At 42.4% G+C, this 17,046-nt stretch carries 18 protein-coding genes; 16 read left to right on the top strand and 2 right to left on the bottom strand.

All coding sequences use genetic code 11. The annotated features are described in order from the left end of the window. From J6U00_RS10390 to trxB, 13 genes are all read left to right on the top strand, one after another. On the top strand, positions 1–526 hold a 526-nt coding region (locus J6U00_RS10390; protein WP_365718758.1), incomplete at its 5' end, for an SPASM domain-containing protein. A 202-nt stretch (positions 527–728) separates the two neighbouring features. Beyond that, a complete protein-coding gene (locus J6U00_RS10385; RefSeq protein ID WP_296581594.1) occupies positions 729–1,856 on the top strand; it encodes a cation diffusion facilitator family transporter in 1,128 nt (375 codons plus the stop codon). Between the two features lie 819 nt (positions 1,857–2,675). After that, a complete protein-coding gene (epsC, locus tag J6U00_RS10380) occupies positions 2,676–3,620 on the top strand; it encodes a serine O-acetyltransferase EpsC (protein ID WP_296581593.1) in 945 nt (314 codons plus the stop codon). Between the two features lie 202 nt (positions 3,621–3,822). Beyond that, positions 3,823–5,280 (top strand): ubiquitin-like small modifier protein 1, encoded by a 1,458-nt coding sequence (locus J6U00_RS10375; RefSeq protein ID WP_296581591.1) that lies wholly within the window; start codon positions 3,823–3,825, stop codon positions 5,278–5,280. 118 nt (positions 5,281–5,398) lie between these two features. Next, entirely contained in the window at positions 5,399–6,352 is a 954-nt protein-coding gene (locus J6U00_RS10370) for a family 2A encapsulin nanocompartment shell protein (protein WP_296581589.1), read from the top strand. Beyond that, positions 6,339–8,057 carry a cysteine desulfurase gene (locus J6U00_RS10365; RefSeq protein ID WP_296581588.1) on the top strand — a complete coding sequence of 573 codons (1,719 nt, stop codon included), beginning with the start codon at positions 6,339–6,341 and terminating at the stop codon, positions 8,055–8,057. Before J6U00_RS10370 ends, J6U00_RS10365 begins: the two co-directional genes overlap by 14 nt. A 26-nt stretch (positions 8,058–8,083) precedes the next feature. Next, on the top strand, positions 8,084–9,355 hold the full coding sequence (locus J6U00_RS10360; protein ID WP_365718752.1) for an aminotransferase class I/II-fold pyridoxal phosphate-dependent enzyme: 1,272 nt from the start codon (positions 8,084–8,086) through the stop codon (positions 9,353–9,355). 12 nt (positions 9,356–9,367) lie between these two features. Further along, entirely contained in the window at positions 9,368–9,613 is a 246-nt protein-coding gene (locus tag J6U00_RS10355; RefSeq protein ID WP_074715588.1) for a sulfurtransferase TusA family protein, read from the top strand. A gap of 1 nt (position 9,614) precedes the next feature. Continuing rightward, on the top strand, positions 9,615–9,932 hold the full coding sequence (locus tag J6U00_RS10350) for a thioredoxin domain-containing protein (protein WP_296581587.1): 318 nt from the start codon (positions 9,615–9,617) through the stop codon (positions 9,930–9,932). After that, a complete protein-coding gene (gene thiS / locus J6U00_RS10345) occupies positions 9,933–10,139 on the top strand; it encodes a sulfur carrier protein ThiS (protein WP_295067360.1) in 207 nt (68 codons plus the stop codon). Then, positions 10,139–10,951, top strand: a complete 813-nt coding sequence (moeB, locus tag J6U00_RS10340; protein WP_296581585.1) for a molybdopterin-synthase adenylyltransferase MoeB — start codon at positions 10,139–10,141, stop codon at positions 10,949–10,951. Before thiS ends, moeB begins: the two co-directional genes overlap by 1 nt. Continuing rightward, complete coding sequence (locus tag J6U00_RS10335; protein ID WP_296581583.1) at positions 10,948–11,361, top strand: M67 family metallopeptidase; 414 nt, start codon at positions 10,948–10,950, stop codon at positions 11,359–11,361. The genes moeB and J6U00_RS10335 overlap by 4 nt, the downstream gene beginning before the upstream one ends. A 4-nt stretch (positions 11,362–11,365) precedes the next feature. Then, complete coding sequence (gene trxB / locus J6U00_RS10330) at positions 11,366–12,271, top strand: thioredoxin-disulfide reductase (RefSeq protein ID WP_296581582.1); 906 nt, start codon at positions 11,366–11,368, stop codon at positions 12,269–12,271. 77 nt (positions 12,272–12,348) lie between these two features. Here the strand turns inward: trxB and J6U00_RS10325 are convergent, their stop codons facing one another. Then, the gene (locus tag J6U00_RS10325; RefSeq protein ID WP_296581580.1) at positions 12,349–12,795 is read right to left on the bottom strand and encodes an Rrf2 family transcriptional regulator; all 447 of its coding nucleotides are present in this window, start codon (positions 12,793–12,795) and stop codon (positions 12,349–12,351) included. Positions 12,796–13,201: 406 nt separating this feature from the next. Then, positions 13,202–13,960: a tRNA threonylcarbamoyladenosine dehydratase gene (locus tag J6U00_RS10320; protein WP_296581577.1), complete on the bottom strand. Its 759-nt coding sequence runs from the start codon at positions 13,958–13,960 to the stop codon at positions 13,202–13,204. Positions 13,961–14,122: 162 nt separating this feature from the next. Here J6U00_RS10320 and J6U00_RS10315 point away from each other — a divergent pair, with 162 nt between their 5' ends. From J6U00_RS10315 to J6U00_RS10305, 3 genes are all read left to right on the top strand, one after another. After that, positions 14,123–14,365, top strand: coding sequence for an ACT domain-containing protein (locus J6U00_RS10315; RefSeq protein ID WP_296581575.1), 243 nt, complete (start codon positions 14,123–14,125; stop codon positions 14,363–14,365). An 8-nt stretch (positions 14,366–14,373) separates the two neighbouring features. Beyond that, positions 14,374–14,583, top strand: coding sequence for a hypothetical protein (locus J6U00_RS10310; RefSeq protein WP_296581573.1), 210 nt, complete (start codon positions 14,374–14,376; stop codon positions 14,581–14,583). A gap of 205 nt (positions 14,584–14,788) precedes the next feature. Further along, complete coding sequence (locus tag J6U00_RS10305; protein WP_296581571.1) at positions 14,789–16,921, top strand: dockerin type I repeat-containing protein; 2,133 nt, start codon at positions 14,789–14,791, stop codon at positions 16,919–16,921. Positions 16,922–17,046: the final 125 nt, after the last annotated feature.

Raw genomic sequence — 17,046 nt, 5'->3', positions numbered from 1 at the left:
GATTGCCAATATGAACGAGATTAAAAAGCGTGGACTGATATTTGGTGCTTCCGTTACGGTCACTACAAGGAATTACAAGGAAGTTACCTCACAAGCTTTTTTGAACAGTCTTTCGGAAAAAGGCTGTAAAGTGATCATATTTGTGGAGTATGTCCCTGTGACTGAAGAGAGCAGTGAGCTTGCTCCTTCAGATTCAGAGCGTGAGTATTTACAAAATGAGATAATACAGTTGAGGGAAACTCACCCAGAAATGGTTTACATATCGTTCCCAGGCGATGAAAAAAGCTCAGGCGGCTGTGTTGCCGCAGGAAGAGGCTTCTTCCATATCAATTCCCACGGAGGTGCAGAACCTTGTCCGTTCTCACCTTATTCAGACATCAATGTTAGAAACAGCTCTTTGAAAGAGGCGATAAATTCACCGCTGTTTAGAAAGCTGAGAGATGAAGGTTATCTGCTGGAAGACCATAGCGGAGGTTGTGTTCTCTATGAAAAGCGTGAACTGGTACAGAAGATGATCAACGGATAAAAAGGAGGAAAATATTATGAAAGGTATCATTATTTTATTAGTTATCTGTGCAGTGTGCGTATGTTGCTGCTTTACTCACCGCAGAGTAATAAAGGCACTCTTAAATCACGAACCTATGCCTCCAGCTCCAAAGTGGCATTTCTGGTGCAAAAACAAACGGAGCTAATCATAGTATAAACTTAAACAGGAAGGACTTTAAAAAATGCAATACTCTGAAGCAGAAAAACGAAGTAAGATAATCGTTCACACTAGTGTGATCGGGATATTGGCTAATGTGTTCCTTGCAACATTCAAGGCAGTGATAGGAGTCATAAGTCATTCGATCGCAATTACGCTTGATGCAGTAAATAATCTTTCTGATGCACTAAGTTCTGTAATAACAATTATTGGAACAAAACTTGCTGGACGTGAATCCGATAAAAAGCATCCTTTCGGATATGGCAGGATAGAATATCTGAGTTCACTTATTATAGCTGCTATCGTTTTATATGCAGGTTTAACTTCACTTGTGGAATCTATCAAGAAGATAGTTAACCCCAGCACTCCTGAATACTCTGCAATTTCACTTATTATTGTCGGTGTTGCTGTTCTTGTGAAGATAGGTCTCGGATTATATGTGAAAAAAACAGGAGAAAAAGTGAACTCTGACTCTTTGGTAAATTCGGGAAAAGATGCACTTCTTGATTCCGTTATATCTTCTGCTACACTGGTTGCTGCTCTTATATATGTATTTTCTGGCCTTTCCCTTGAAGCATTTCTTGGAGCTGTCATTTCAGTTGTTATCATAAAGGCAGGTTTTGAGATGCTTTCCGAAACGGTATCTAAACTACTTGGAGAACCCGGGGATGTCGAACTGATAAAAGAAATCAAAAAAACAGTCTGTACATTTCCTGAAGTTAAAGGCGCATATGATCTGATACTGCATAATTACGGACCAGACAAATATAACGGCTCTATTCATATCGAATTGGAAGACAGTTGTTCTGTCAGCAGACTGGACGAACTGACAAGAGAGATCATGATCGATGTTTATAAAAAGCATCAGGTCATTCTTACGGCAGTTGGTGTATATTCAATCAATACTCAAGATTCTGAAGCAGCCAAGTTCCGTAAAGAAATCAGTAAGCGAGTACTTTCACACGAATATGCAAAGCAGGTGCATGGTTTTTACTATAACAAGTCAGAAAAAGCAGTTCGTTTTGATGTAGTGATCAGTTTTGATGCAGACAGCCGTCAGGCAGTTCTTGAAGATATTCGAAAAGATCTCTCTCAGGAATATCCGGAATATAGCTTTTCAATGGCTATGGATATGGACTATGGCGAAATCTGATAGTTTTGCAAAATAATCAGATAGCACATGTAATTCGCCTTCATTAAACAGGTGTAATTCTACTTAAGCTTGATGAGGATGGAATGTCGTTCTTATTATAAAAAAACTAACCGCCTTCAACTCGGAGGCGGTTAGTTTTTAATCGGAAGAGCAATATGTGCCTGTTATAATAAACATTTCATAGTAATTGAAATGCAATGTTTTTCAATTACTATTATTTTTTTGCTGAAAGCCAGTTTGTTTTTATACTGCTCCAATATTTCTGAAAGAGGCTTTTCTGGCTTCAAAGCAAGTAGAAATCAAGGCTTGCGCTGCTGAACTGTTCCAGTAAAAACGTACAATATAAAAAATGACTCCTATGGTATCATGATATAAACCATATGAGTTTTTTATGGCAAGAAGTTATAGAAACATTCAGAATTATGGTGGATTTAAGTAATATGAAGCAAATGTACATTCTATCTGGTTATGAGTCTTTTGCTTTTAAGCTTTTAGCTGCTTTAGTGCTTTTTGTGAAAGTAAGATCAAATAATAATCATGCGCCTGTTTGTAAAACAACAAGAATCGGTTATGAAGAGATATACTTCGTTTGTACCTAAAAAAAGATAAACTTTATACTCACAGGCATATTATATGAACTATCTTACTACCGTCAATTAATCAATTTTCTTCAGATACTTCGCAGGTATTGGCTTGTAATTTCTTATTGCTAATTTCTATAACAAGCAATAAAAAAGCGATATATACCGAAATATTGACTTTAATTAATCCAACATCTATAATAATGATATGATTATTTATAGGAAGGAGTAATAGAGATTGAATACATTTGAAGATAATATAAACAATATAGTTGAAGATCTTATAGAGGATTATAACATAGGAAAAGAGATAGACAAATCAAGGATATTCAATCACCCTGACAAAGAGGTGATAATAGATATTCTGTCGAGCCTGAGGAAGGTAATTTTTCCAGGATATTTCAAAAACGGCTCAATAAAGGTTTACACGCTCAGAAATAATCTGTCTATGCTCATTGAGGACGTTATGTTTAAGCTTACCAAACAGATAACCATAGTCCTCGGAGGCGAGCGGAGAAACGATGAAGATATAGTTGAAAAAGCCAGACAGATAACCCTAGGTTTTACGAAACAGATTCGTAAGATAAGGGAATACATAGAGACCGACGTTCAGGCGGCTTATGAAGGAGATCCTGCCGCTTATAGCAAAGACGAGATAATATATTCCTACCCGGGACTTTTTGCAATTCTTATCAACAGGATAGCACATGAACTATATACTTTGGGCGTACCGGTTATCCCACGTATGATGACAGAATACGCTCACAGTGAGACAGGTATCGACATTCACCCTGGAGCAAACATTGGAAAATACTTTTTCATAGATCACGGAACAGGTATCGTTATAGGAGAGACTACAGTAATAGGCAATAACGTGAAAATATATCAGGGCGTTACCCTCGGAGCTCTTTCCACAAGGGGGGGGCAGGCACTGAAAAGTAAGAAGCGTCATCCTACCATTGAGGACAATGTTACAATCTATTCTGGAGCTTCAATACTCGGCGGAGATACGGTAATAGGAAAAGACGTTGTTATTGGTGGTAACGCATTTATTACACGTTCGGTTCCAGACGGTGCAAAGGTTAGCGTGAAGAATCAGGAGCTTAGATATAATTACGACGCTTCAAAGCCTGTTGAGAGAGTAGATATAGAAGAGGATACAAGCTGGTTCTATATAATTTAATGAAAGAATTTAAGCTTGGGATATAATTAAAAACTATTACTGATGCTAAGTTATTTGTCAGCTGCGACTATTGATTTCTTTGTCACAATGTGCTATAATACATACATTGAAACTATGCATTAAAACCATAGTAAATCTATATGGATGATATGGATTTAGAGCATGTATATATGGCACAGGAGAGATTAGAGGAGGACAGTAAATGGCAGTTACAGTAGTAATACCGACAACCCTGAGGCTCTTTACGGAGCACAGATCAGAAATAGAGCTTGAAGGCAAAACAGTGGGAGAGGTGTTAACTCTTCTTTCGGAGGAATACCCTGAGACCAAAAAAGCACTCTTTGACGAGGAAGGTCAGCTGAGAGCCTTCATCAATGTATTTGTAAATGATGAAAATATCAGGGATCTTAAGGATTTCGATACCAAAGTCAAGGATGGCGATGAGGTGATACTTATCCCTGCTATTGCAGGAGGTTCGGGCGTTGAAAGCGTTATCGGAGACAGAAAAGGCGAAAAGCTTACTAATGATGAGATAACACGCTACAGCCGTCATCTTCTCTTGCAGGAGATAGGAGTTAAGGGTCAGAAAAGGCTCAAAGCCGCAAAAGTACTCATCGTAGGAGCAGGCGGTCTCGGAACTCCTCTTGCACAATATCTTGCAGCGGCAGGCGTTGGTACTATCGGTATCATCGACAATGACGAGGTTGAGGAGTCCAATCTCCAGCGTCAGGTAATGCACGGTACAAGGGACATCGGAAGACCTAAGGTAGCTTCTGCAAAGGACAGCATTAAACAGATAAATCCGCTTGTCAAGGTGGAGACCTACAATATGCGTCTTACAGCCGAAAATGCTGAGAGCATAATCTCCGAATACGACGTTGTGGCAGACGCATCTGACAATTACCCTACACGCTATCTTGTAAACGATACCTGCGTACTTCTTGGAAAGCCCGATGTTTTTGGAGCTATGTACCAGTTTGAGGGACAGGTCTCGGTATACTATGCAAAGGAAGGCCCCTGCTACAGATGTATGTACCCTGCACCGCCACCGGCAGGACTTGTTCCCTCATGTGCAATGGGCGGCGTTGTGGGAGTTCTCCCCGGCGTTATTGGCACATTGCAGGCTAACGAGGTCATAAAGCTCATCGTTGGCGGCGGCAAGAACCTCATAGGCAGAGTCGTCACCTTTGACGCATGGAACCTCAAATGGCGCGAGCTGAAAATACATAAGAACGATAACTGCCCAATCTGCGGCAAGAAGAGAACTATCACCGAGATAGATGATTTCGACTACGAGGACTTCTGCGGACTTACTCAGCAGAAAGAGGAAGAAGCAGAGGTTGAGGGCATAGAGCCCAAGGAGCTCAAACGCCGCATTGACGAGGGTGAGAAGATAACCATTGTCGATGTTAGAGAACCCCACGAAAGAGCTATCGCAAAGTTCCCCGATGCCATAGTTATCCCTATAGGACAGCTTGAAAGACGACAGAAGGAACTTGATACTTCTGTTGATACAGTCTTTGTCTGCAAGGAGGGCAAGAGAAGTATACTTGCTGTGAATACTCTCCGCGAGGCAGGCTACACAGGTCCGCTTTACAACTTAAAGGGCGGTACAAACGCATGGGCAAGGGAAGTTGATAAGGATTTCCCGATCTATTGATTATCGGACAGAGAAAGCTTTGAAATATATACATGGACTCAATACCCATGTATCACGCCATACTAAAGCTTACTAAATCTGTCTGTAATATATACATTAATAAATGGAGGTAGACATTATGTCTAAAGAAACAAAAAATGACACCATAGTTGCACTTGGCAAAAAAGCGGCATATAACCTTGCCGACGTTAACAAGACCAGACCTCAGTACGGTGCACTGACACCAAAGTGGATCACAAAGGTACTCGAATTCAAGGGACTTGACTCAGGTATTTACAGAATAAATAAGGTAAAAGAGGGCGAAACTCCTCTTGACGTTCTTTGCAGCGTTGAGAAGAAGTCTGACATAATCCCTCAGGGCTATGTTGAGTATGAGGAAGAGCCAAGAGAGCTTCAGCTCGCTTCTATCTCAACTATCATAAATGTAAACACAGCAGTTGCTGATGTATACGGTTCACCATACGATCAGGTAAAAGAGCAGCTCGACCTTGCTATCGAGAGCCTTCGTGAGCGTCAGGAGAGCCAGCTCATCAACAACGATGATTACGGTCTTTTAAAGAACGTTCCAGATTCTCAGAGAATCCAGACAAGAAACGGCGCACCTACACCTGATGACCTCGACGAGCTCATCACAAAGGTATGGAAAGAGCCTTCATTCTTCCTTGCTCACCCAAGAGCTATCGCTGCATTTGAGAGAGAATGTACAAAGAGAGGCGTACCACCTGTAACTACAAACATCGCAGGCGGCACATTCATCTGCTGGAGAGGTATCCCGATCATTCCTACAGACAAGCTCCTCGTTGACGGTCTCAAGAATCCAAAGAGCAAGAGTGGCAAGACAAATATCCTTCTCGTTCGTACAGGTGAGGCTAAGAGAGGCGTTATCGGTCTTTTCCAGCGTAATCTGAAAAATGAACAGTCAAGAGGACTTTCAGTTCGTTTCAGAGGTATTGACGATAAGGGCGTTGCTTCTTATCTGCTTTCACTCTACTGCTCGGCAGCTATTCTCTCAGACGACGCTATCGCTGTTCTCGAGGATGTCGAGGTAGGTGAATACTATGACTACGACTAATTACGGTATACCATCTGAGTCAGAGCTTGAAAGCCTTGCAAATTCATTGTTTCCCGACTTTGATGCAGCACGCTGCGCAGGCGGCATAGAGGCACTTGCAGCAAGCGGTGATACTTCCGTTATAAACGATGCTTTCAACAAAGCAGCATCATACGGCGGCGGTACTAACTACGCTTCATCAGCAGAGCAGGCTTTCAGCGGCTACGGCAGCGTTTCCGAGTTTGAGCAGATAGCCAATGAGTATAACGGCGGCTACGGAAGTGTATCTGAGTACGAAAAGATTGCTGACGATTATGGTGCTTCACCTGTAGTCGGAGCTGCACAGCAGTACAGCACTTTCGATACATATACAGCTCCGCAGGAGCAGCCCACATCGGGCGGATATGCACCTGTTGTACTTTCACAGGGACAGGCTGACAGCTACGTTCCAAAGAATACTCAGCAGGCAGCTGCACCTACTGTTCCCACAGCTAAAAACGACAGCCAGATAATCATCGGCACAAAGACTCTCGCTCAGATAAGAAATGATTTCCCAATACTCAGCGAAAAGATAAACGGTCACGACCTTGTATGGCTTGACAACGGCGCAACAACACAGCGTCCGCAGCAGGTCATCGACAGGATCAGCTACTACTATACACACGAGAACTCAAACGTTCACAGAGGCGCTCACGAGCTTGCTGCACGTTCTACTGACGCATACGAAAATGCAAGGCAGATAACAGCTGACTTCCTCGGTGCTCCCTCAAAGGACAACATCGTTTTCGTAAGAGGTACGACTGAGGCTATAAACCTTGTGGCAAACGCTTACGTTAAGCCTCTTTTACAGCCCGGTGACGAGATTATCCTCACTATGCTTGAGCACCATGCAAATATAGTTCCGTGGCAGCTCATTTGCGAGGAAACAGGAGCTGTCATCAAGGTAGTTCCTGTTGACAAGAGCGGTCAGCTTATCATATCAGAGTACGAAAAGCTCTTCACAAGAAGGACTAAATTCGTATCTGCAACTCACGTTTCCAATGCTCTCGGCACTGTAACTCCTATTGAGGAGCTTGTAGCTATAGCACACGCTCACGGAGTACGCATACTCATTGACGGCGCACAGTCTGTAGCACATATCCCTGTTAACGTTACAGCTCTTGATACTGATTTCTTCGTGTTCTCGGGACACAAGATATTCGGACCTACGGGCATCGGTGCAGTATACGGCAAATCCGATGTTCTCGAAGCTGCAAGACCTTATCACGGCGGCGGAAATATGATAAAGGACGTTACTTTCGAGCGTACTATCTACAATCCCGCTCCCAACAAGTTTGAGGCAGGTACAGGCAGTATCGCAGACGCAGTGGGTCTCGGTGCAGCACTTGAATACCTCAATTCTATCGGTATGACAGAGGTAAACCGCCATGAGCATGAGCTTCTGGTATACGCTATGAAGGAAATGCAGAAGATAAACGGTCTTCACCTCATCGGTACAGCTACAAATAAAGCAAGTGTACTTTCATTCGTTCTTGACGGCGTGGACAACGAAACTGTTGGTCAGCGCCTAAACGAACTTGGCATAGCAGTCCGCACAGGTCATCACTGTGCTCAGCCAATACTCCGTCATTTCGGACTTGAAGGCACTGTTCGCCCGACACTTGCACTTTACAATTCGTTCAACGATATTGACAGACTTGTTCAGGGCATAAGAACACTTGCTTAAACTAAATCGAGCTACAGGACGGCATTATGCCGTCCTGTAAGCCATTTATACTGAAAAAGCGTGGTGATACAATGAAATTTAATACATCGCTGCTTCACAATGCAAAATTCAACGGTGAAGACCGAGGAGCAACTTTGCCTCCGCTTTATCAGGTCAGTGCATTTGCCTGTGAATCGGCAGAACAGCTTGAAAAAGTATTCAACAACAAAGCAGCAGGTTTTTCCTATACAAGAGTAGGAAATCCCACTGTAAGCGTATTTGAGAACCGCATAGCCGCACTTGAAGGCGGTATCGGCGCAGTTGCCTGTTCATCGGGAATGGCAGCAATAACCGCAGTACTGATGAATATACTCCGCTCAGGCGATGAGGTCATAGTCAGCACGGGACTTTTCGGCGGAACTATCGACCTTTTCAACGACCTTAAAGCCTTTGGTATAACAGCGCATTTCCTCGAAGCAATAACCTACGACAGTGTTACTGCTGCGGCAAATGAGAATACAAAAGCTGTATTTACAGAACTTATCGGCAATCCCAAACTCGATGTAGTCGATCTGGACAGCGTATCAAAAGCGTGTAAAGAGAAGGGCATACCTCTCATAGTTGACAGCACGACTGCAACTCCATACATAATCAATCCGCTGAAGCATGGTGCGGATATAGTGGTACATTCATCGTCAAAGTACATCAACGGCGGCGGAAACTCCATAAGCGGCATAATCGTTGACAGCGGAAAATTCAAGTGGGATATCAAAAGATACCCGAACTTTGAGCTTTATGCGAAATTCGGACCGTTTGCGTTCGTGTCAAAGCTGCGGAACGGCTTATGGCGGAATACAGGCGGCTGTCTTTCACCGTTCAACGCTTATATGAATATAGTAGGACTTGAAACTCTCGGTCTGCGTATGGAACGCTGCTGCGACAACGCGTTTAAACTTGCGGAGTTTTTTGAGTCACTTGACAATATAGAGGTCAATTATCCAGCACTCCCGTCCTCTCCATACTATGAGCTGACGCAAAGTGAGCTTTCGGGCAAGGGCGGTGCTATAGTAACAATAAGGGCAGGCAGCAAGGAAAAGGCATTCAAGCTTATGGACAGTATTGAATTTGCATCTGTAGCCACAAATATCGGTGATGTCCGTACCCTTGTCATTCACCCTGCAAGCACAATATATACTCATAATACCGAACAGCAGCGTATAAGTGCGGGAGTATATGACGATACTATACGCATAAGCGTCGGAATAGAAGATATAGACGATCTTATCGAAGATTTCAGACAGGCTGTAGAGAGCCTGTAAAGGAGGATATACATGGCAGAGTTCAATATTACAGATTCAATCGACATCACTGATGTAAATTGCCCTATAACTTTTGTTAAGGCAAAGATAGCTCTTGAAGAGCTTGACGACGGAGATATACTCTCCATAAAACTCAACGACGGCGAACCAGTACAGAACGTCCCCAAGAGCATAAAGGAAGAGGGACACAAGGTGCTCAGCCTTACAGATAACGGCGACGGCACATTTGAGCTTATCGTGCAGAAAGTCGGTGACTGATATGCCTGCAAGGATAAGCAAAGACGAATTCGACAGCGAGGTGCTCGGAGCAGAGCTGCCCGTACTTGCTGATTTCTATTCGGACAGCTGCATACCATGCAAGCGTATGTCTCCCATACTGAGCCAGCTTGAAACCGAGTATGCAGACAAGATAAAAATAGTGAAGATAAACACAAACTTCGAGAAGGAGCTTGTGGAAAAATACAGTATCCAAGCCGCTCCCACACTTATCCTCTTCAATAAAGGCGAGGAAGTATCACGTATTAGAGGTGCGGTAAAAAAAGACGAGATAATAACTCTTATAAAGGAGCAGATATAAATGAAGATCACAGTTGCAGGAGTAAAAAAAGAAGTTGCCGACGGACTTACCGTTGCACAGCTTGTTATTGACGAAAAAGTAGAAACACCCGAATACGTAACTGTCACTATCAACGATGATTTCGTTGACCACGGTCAGTTTGAGGAAACTGTACTGAAAGACGGTGACACAGTAGAATTCTTATACTTTATGGGAGGCGGTCAGTAATGGCATTCACCAATGAACAGATAGAACGTTATTCGCGCCATATCATACTCAAAGAGGTAGGTGCAAAGGGACAGAAAAAGCTCCTTAACGCAAAGGTACTCGTTATCGGTGCAGGCGGTCTGGGCGCACCTGTTGCAATGTATCTTGCAGCAGCAGGTATCGGCACTATCGGTATCGCAGATGCTGACGAGGTAGATCTTTCCAATCTCCAGCGCCAGATAATCCACCAGACAAAGGACGTAGGCAAGCCGAAGGTCCAGTCCGCAAAGGAGACTATGGAGGCTATGAACCCCGATGTCAAGGTCATAACCTACCATGAGTTCATTACCAGCGAGAATATCCTCGATATCATAAAGGACTACGATTTCATTATCGACGGTACTGACAATTTCCCTGCCAAGTTCCTGATAAACGACGCCTGCGTTATGGCTAAGAAGCCCTTTTCACACGCAGGTATAATCCGTTTCCAGGGACAGCTCATGACCTACGTTCCGGGACAGGGACCTTGCTATCGCTGCGTATTCAAGGAACCGCCACCGAAGGATGCTGTACCGACCTGCAAGCAGGCAGGAGTTATCGGCGCGATGGGAGGCGTTATAGGCAGCTTGCAGGCTATGGAGGCTGTCAAGTATATACTCGGTGTGGGAGACCTGCTAACAGGATATCTCCTTACCTATGACGCTCTGAAAATGCAGTTCAGAAAGGTAAAGCTTCCCAGCGATACCCATAACTGTGCTGTATGCGGTGATAATCCAACTATTACGGAGCTTATCGACTACGAACAGGCAGAATGTGACGGTGTTGGTTTATGATAAAACTCAGCAAAAGCGATTATGATAAAATAGTTGCACACGCGCAAAGCGAATCTCCCATAGAAGCCTGCGGACTTATAGCAGGAGAGCTCTCAGGAGATGACAAGATAGTGAAAAAGGTCTCTATCCTTACAAATGTCGATCATGCCGAGGAGCACTTCACACTTGATCCCAAGGAGCAGCTCTTTGCGGTAAAGGATATGAGAGCCAACGGTCTTACTCCCCTTGGCAACTGGCACTCCCACCCTGTTTCGCCTTCACGCCCTTCCGATGAGGACAAAAGACTTGCCTACGACAGCAGTGCAAGCTATATGATACTCTCACTTATGGACGATGAGCCTGTTCTCAATTCATTCCATATCGAGGGTGACAAGTCCGAAAAGGAAGAGCTTGTCATAGTACAGGATTAAAGCTATGTATGATGTTATAATTCTCGGCAGCGGTCCTGCGGGACTGTCTGCCGCTGTATATGCCAGCCGTGCAGGTCTCAGCTTTGCAGTTATCGAAAAAGAGTACATGGGCACGGGGCAGATAGCCTATACCGAACAGGTGGACAACTACCTCGGATACTACGGTATCGACGGATTTTCTCTCGGTGAGAAATTCCGCGAACACGCTGAGGCTTTAGGTACTGAGTTTATCGAGGGCGAAGTCACGGAGCTTTCCCGTACAGACAGCATCTGGAAGGTCGTACTTTCTGACGGCAATATAATAGAGTCCAAAACCGTAATATACGCTCTGGGAGCTTCACCGAAAAAGCTTGGCATTGCAGGCGAAGAAGAGTTTACAGGCAGGGGCGTTTCCTACTGCGCACTTTGTGACGGAGCATTCTTCGAGGGCAAGACTGTCACTGTCATCGGCGGCGGAGATACCGCTCTTGGGGACGCTCTGTATCTTTCAAAAACGGCTGAAAAGGTGTATATCGTACACCGTCGGAATGAGTTCAGAGCCAATGCTTTGCTGGTAAAAAAAGCAGAAGAAACTGCAAATATCCAGTTCGTTCTTGAAGCTGTACCCGCAGAGATAATTGGCGATGATTCGGTCACAGGCATAAAGCTCAATCAGAAAGGTTCGGAGAAAAATCTGAGCACGAACGGTGTTTTCGTTGCAGTGGGCTCGCTGCCGAATACTGCGCTTCTTAACGGTATAGCCGACCTTGACGACAGAGGATATGTCATTGCAGATGAAAGCTGCATCACTTCGGCAGAGGGAATGTTTGCCGCAGGAGATGTGCGCACAAAGGCTGTCCGTCAGGTAATAACCGCAGCAGCAGACGGAGCAAACGCCATTGTGTCGGCTTTAAACTTCATCAACGAATAAATCATTGAGAGCTCAGCGCATCTGTCATATCCAGTATAAAAACAGTCCCGGGTCAGTGACTTCGGGACTTATAGTTTTTAGATATAATACATTGGTTCGAGCTGCTCGACCTGTTTCTCGGCAAATCTGTTCGCAAGATCCTTCAAGGTTATTTTTTGAGAGAACTGCCGGAGATAATCATTGACAGGCTTCCATAAGCACTCAGATATCGTTTCGGTAGCTATGTGATCAAGCTGATCGCTGAATACAGAAGGGGAGAAGATTGTATCATCTAGGGCGTTTACTATCTCATTTATAGTAATACCGGCAGGGTCACGGGCAAGGACATATCCGCCACCTGAGCCCTTAACGCTTTTTAGAAAATCAGCGTGTTTCAGAAGTGGTACGATCTGTTCAAGATATTTTGCTGAAATATTATTCCTCTTGGATACCGCGTTTAGTGTGACTATATTGTTATTCCGTGAATTTACGGCAATATCTATAAGTGCTATAATACCGCATTCGACCTTTGATGATACTCGCATTTTTAATCCGCTCCTTTATGTTTATAAAACCTATCTGTATAATAAGTATAACATAAATATAGTTCAATTTCAAGTATTTCTGCTATAATATTTGTTTATAAAGAGCTATAAGCAAAGCCCGCCCGAACCTAATGAAAGTTCGGGCGGGCTTTTAATGGCACATATTGTTTCTCAGGAGTATTTATTGATATGTCAGTTTTTCAACATCGTCCAGCTTTCCACATTCGCTCTGTACAAATGAGCACTGAGCGAGAAATGTGCTGTATGGGATACTTTCCTGTTACCATTTGTACAGCTCCTTTCTCTTGGTATGACTTTATTATAGCACCGAAATCGGTTCTTGTCCAATTCCAAAAAGCCATAGCAAACGATAGGAGTTGTTTATAACTTGAGAGAGAAATATACGTTAAATGTTCATAGTCAGGTCTTTTACTACTTCACCTGCAATAAGAAGTCCTGCAACAGCAGGTACAAAAGCTGTGCTTCCCGGAATATCTCTGCGCTCAGTGCACTTATGTTGTGCTCCAGGAGGACAGATGCAGTGACTGCGGCAGCTTATTGACATATCCTCAAGCGGACGTATAGGCTGTTCATCAGAGTAAACCACCTTAAGCTTCTTAACGCCGCGCTTTCTCAGTTCATGCCGCATTACACGGGCAAGGGGACAGACGGAAGTTTCATAAATATCAGCTATTTTCATACGTCCTGCGTCAAGCTTGTTTCCTGCGCCCATTGCACTTATTACAGGGACATTCTTTTCTTTGCAGCGCATTATGAGTTCCAGCTTGGCTGTGACCGTATCAACTGCGTCAATGACATAATCATATTTATCAAATGGGAAATCATCGGCGTTTTCAGGCAGGAAAAAACATTTGTGAATGTATATATCCGATTCGGGATTAATTTCCTGCATACGTTCAGCCATGACCTCTGCCTTGTATTTACCCACGGTTTTTCTTGTGGCAAGTATTTGGCGGTTAAGGTTGGTAAGACATACCTTGTCATCGTCAATAAGCTCGAAGTGACCTACTCCGCTCCTTACAAGAGCTTCACATACATATCCGCCTACGCCGCCTATACCAAATACCGCAACTCTTGACTCCGAAAGCTTTTTTATAGCATCAGCTCCTATAAGGAGCTGTGTCCTTGAAAACTGATTAAGCATTATTTACCTCACATTTTATATTGAATCTATATATATAGTATGATTATATATCGCATCATTAAAAATGTCAATAGCAAATACATAGAAAACACATTGACAAAATATGTATAGCATGATATATTATATACATATTGATTCAGAATATATCTGCGGAGGTGTGAAATGAAAAAGGTAGAAGTTATTTCCATTGATAGGATAGGTCTTGTGGGCGAGATCTCCAAAATATTAAGTCGTGTAAACGGAAACATAATTACTCATACAGCAACAGTCTCTTACGACGGTATTACAGCTGTATCATATTTCAGTGCAGATGTTGATCTTAAAAAGGAACTTGACAATGAAGCTCTTTCAAGAAGACTTAAAAAGATAAAAAACGTCAGACAGGTAAAAATTACCGATATATGAGGGATATTATGAGTGCAAATGAGCTTAAACAGGCAATTATAACTGAAAATGAAATTGCTTTTTCACATAACGGCATTGATTATTTACTCTACGGCTGGCATCAGTGTGACGGTTATGTACTAAGCCTAGAATGTAACGGAGAGCTTGTGTGGCAGTCTGCACTGTATTCGAAAAAAGCATGCATAGATGAGTTCCTCAATTATTATTCAGAGCTGTAAAAAATCGCTTCTGCAGACATTAGTATAGGTGATTTCTTTTGACAAGCTGAAAATATAGCGGTTCTTTTATTTTTTTAGAAAAAGAGCGAGAGTTTTTTTATTTTCGAACGTCTAATAAGTATAAACAATAATAACAGACGGATTGTTGCTAGAAAAGTTCCTGCACAGCAAACTGTCATGTCTATAATTTAAAGGAGTGGTTACTATGAATAAAAGTAAAAAACTGACAATACTCACGGCAATTATAATCGGACTGACATCATTTTCAACTATTCCAATGAAAACAATAGCTGAGGATGGAGCACCTGCAGTAGTTTCGGCTAGCGAAGAAATTGCTGTAAAAGAAAAGGGCGAGATCATTTTTGATGCTGATAATCTTTCTGTGAAAGCATACACAGGAGATGAACTTAACCTAAATAATGTACAGCTCAGATTTGGAATATATCACGACGGATTAATATCATATGTTTCACCGTTGTATGATTTTCAAAAATTCTCCGTTGGCTCAGGTATCAACTCTGAGTTTTACACCATAGATACAAGCCAGGTGAATACTACTAAAGCAGGTCAGTATTATATAGTGCTCAAATCTAAAGAAGGAGCTGTATTTAAAGCATTATCTGATTATAACACAAATTATGAGATTACACTGGCGGGAACAGAAAGTTATCTTCCTGTTATAGTCTATGATAAGGAAAGTATAAAGGAAACTCCCATCTACCTGCGTTTCTTCACAGAAAACATTGAGGCATCTGCGGGAAGCATTCCTGATTTCAAACTTTGCGGCGCAATGGCTTCAGATGTAAGGTATGAGGTGGAAGACGAGACGATCGCAAGGGTGACTGAAAGATCAAATTCCGAATTACTTGAACTTGAATGCTTAAAAGAAGGCGAAACTACTATCAATGTCTATACATCTGACGGCAGAAAAACAAGCGAAAAGATAATTGTAACACCGCCACTTTATCAGTCGGTTAATCCTGACAATCTCCCTTTAACCACAACTACAAAATATAATCCTAATTTTACATATACTACTACAACTATAGTGACGGTTGACAAGTGGTGGTATGAATATGAAAAAAATCTTCTTCCGACGACTACTACTGACGTTCGGATAAGTCTTGACGAGAAGCCACTGACCACTACCACCACACTGCCTTTTGCAAAAGTAGACCTCGATACTTCTGATATGAAAGTAGGTGAAACAAGAGAAGGTCACTGTATTGATCCGCGTACAGGAGAAAATATTGTAGCAACAATTATGCCGTCTTCAAATATGAACGTTTCATACAGCTCGGATCAGAAGACTTTCACTTTAACAGCAATTAAAGAAGGGCTTACACATCTTGCCATTGTTACAGGAGATATGCCAACATATTCTATTGATATTAATGTAGTAGCATTAGATGCAACTGTGACGGACATAGATGAGCCAGAAATATGGATAAGAGGAACAGGTGTAGATCACTTTGACAGTATAAAAACTCTTCCGACAAAAACAATTTACGATGAAGGTGAAAAGCTTGACCTCAGCGGACTTGTAGTCAATGCTTATCATTCAGCTACAAGGAGTTCCAATAAAGGCAAATCAGAAACTTTAAGAACAGATTACGTCTGGGAGATTGAAAAAATAAAGCCGGATTATATTACTATCAGTGATTTGCAGGGCAAATCTTATAAATCAGATCAGTTTGCAGAGCTCAAAGGCGGAAATGCATATGTGGTAAGTATAGGTAAAAATCAGTATATTCCCGATATCAAGGTAGCTGGTGAAGAATATGAAAAAGATCTTTATGATACAGAGGGATTCTCCTTCAGAGTATATATAAACTCTAAAGATAAGAATTCAAAGTTCATAAAGATCAATAACGCAGAGGTCGAGAATTTTGCATACGGTACAACAAGTAAGGGCTTCAAACTGAAAGGCAGCTATGCTTTCAGTATAGATATGGACGCTAATATGCATGTGGGATATTTTATTGAAAGTGATATACGGCAGGGCGATAAGGTTTCAGGAGTGCTTTATATCAAACCTGAAACGAACTATATAATCATGGGCGATCTTAATATCATCGAATACGGTGGTGAAGACGGTGATGCAAACGCTGACGGCACACTTGATATGGCTGACGCAGTATTGATAATGCAAACTCTTGCAAATCCTAATAAATACGGTCTTGACGGTACAAGCGCAAATCATATCACAAAGAGAGGAACAGCTCTTGGTGATATGGATTACAACGGTCTGACAGTCGGCGATGCAGAGGCAATTCAGCGCAAACTGCTTGGTTTGGATGTTGACGCCGTATTTACTATTTATAGTGAAAAAGAATGAGGATTCTCTTACTTAATGTTGATATAAACCTACAGCAGACGATTTTATAATTTTATTCTGCGTAATATAGTTACTATAAAATTTTTTCGAAATTATATGCGGTTGTTTGAAAATTGTCGATTTAT

It is taken from the genome of Ruminococcus sp. (assembly GCF_017650195.1).
Taxonomy (GTDB): domain Bacteria; phylum Bacillota; class Clostridia; order Oscillospirales; family Ruminococcaceae; genus Ruminococcus.
The sequence above is the reverse complement of the archived record's forward strand: the minus strand, read 5'-3'. Positions and strand labels throughout refer to the sequence as shown.

Bases quoted from the DNA above. Each gene is read 5' to 3' on its own strand.
- J6U00_RS10385 (WP_296581594.1), top strand. From the start codon at position 729: ATGCAATACTCTGAAGCAGAAAAACGAAGTAAGATAATCGTTCACACT.
- J6U00_RS10375 (WP_296581591.1), top strand. From the start codon at position 3,823: ATGGCAGTTACAGTAGTAATACCGACAACCCTGAGGCTCTTTACGGAG.
- J6U00_RS10370 (WP_296581589.1), top strand. From the start codon at position 5,399: ATGTCTAAAGAAACAAAAAATGACACCATAGTTGCACTTGGCAAAAAA.
- J6U00_RS10365 (WP_296581588.1), top strand. From the start codon at position 6,339: ATGACTACGACTAATTACGGTATACCATCTGAGTCAGAGCTTGAAAGC.
- J6U00_RS10360 (WP_365718752.1), top strand. From the start codon at position 8,084: ATGCCGTCCTGTAAGCCATTTATACTGAAAAAGCGTGGTGATACAATG.
- J6U00_RS10355 (WP_074715588.1), top strand. From the start codon at position 9,368: ATGGCAGAGTTCAATATTACAGATTCAATCGACATCACTGATGTAAAT.
- J6U00_RS10350 (WP_296581587.1), top strand. From the start codon at position 9,615: ATGCCTGCAAGGATAAGCAAAGACGAATTCGACAGCGAGGTGCTCGGA.
- thiS (WP_295067360.1), top strand. From the start codon at position 9,933: ATGAAGATCACAGTTGCAGGAGTAAAAAAAGAAGTTGCCGACGGACTT.
- moeB (WP_296581585.1), top strand. From the start codon at position 10,139: ATGGCATTCACCAATGAACAGATAGAACGTTATTCGCGCCATATCATA.
- J6U00_RS10335 (WP_296581583.1), top strand. From the start codon at position 10,948: ATGATAAAACTCAGCAAAAGCGATTATGATAAAATAGTTGCACACGCG.
- trxB (WP_296581582.1), top strand. From the start codon at position 11,366: ATGTATGATGTTATAATTCTCGGCAGCGGTCCTGCGGGACTGTCTGCC.
- J6U00_RS10325 (WP_296581580.1), bottom strand. From the start codon at position 12,795: ATGCGAGTATCATCAAAGGTCGAATGCGGTATTATAGCACTTATAGAT.
- J6U00_RS10320 (WP_296581577.1), bottom strand. From the start codon at position 13,960: ATGCTTAATCAGTTTTCAAGGACACAGCTCCTTATAGGAGCTGATGCT.
- J6U00_RS10315 (WP_296581575.1), top strand. From the start codon at position 14,123: ATGAAAAAGGTAGAAGTTATTTCCATTGATAGGATAGGTCTTGTGGGC.
- J6U00_RS10310 (WP_296581573.1), top strand. From the start codon at position 14,374: ATGAGTGCAAATGAGCTTAAACAGGCAATTATAACTGAAAATGAAATT.
- J6U00_RS10305 (WP_296581571.1), top strand. From the start codon at position 14,789: ATGAATAAAAGTAAAAAACTGACAATACTCACGGCAATTATAATCGGA.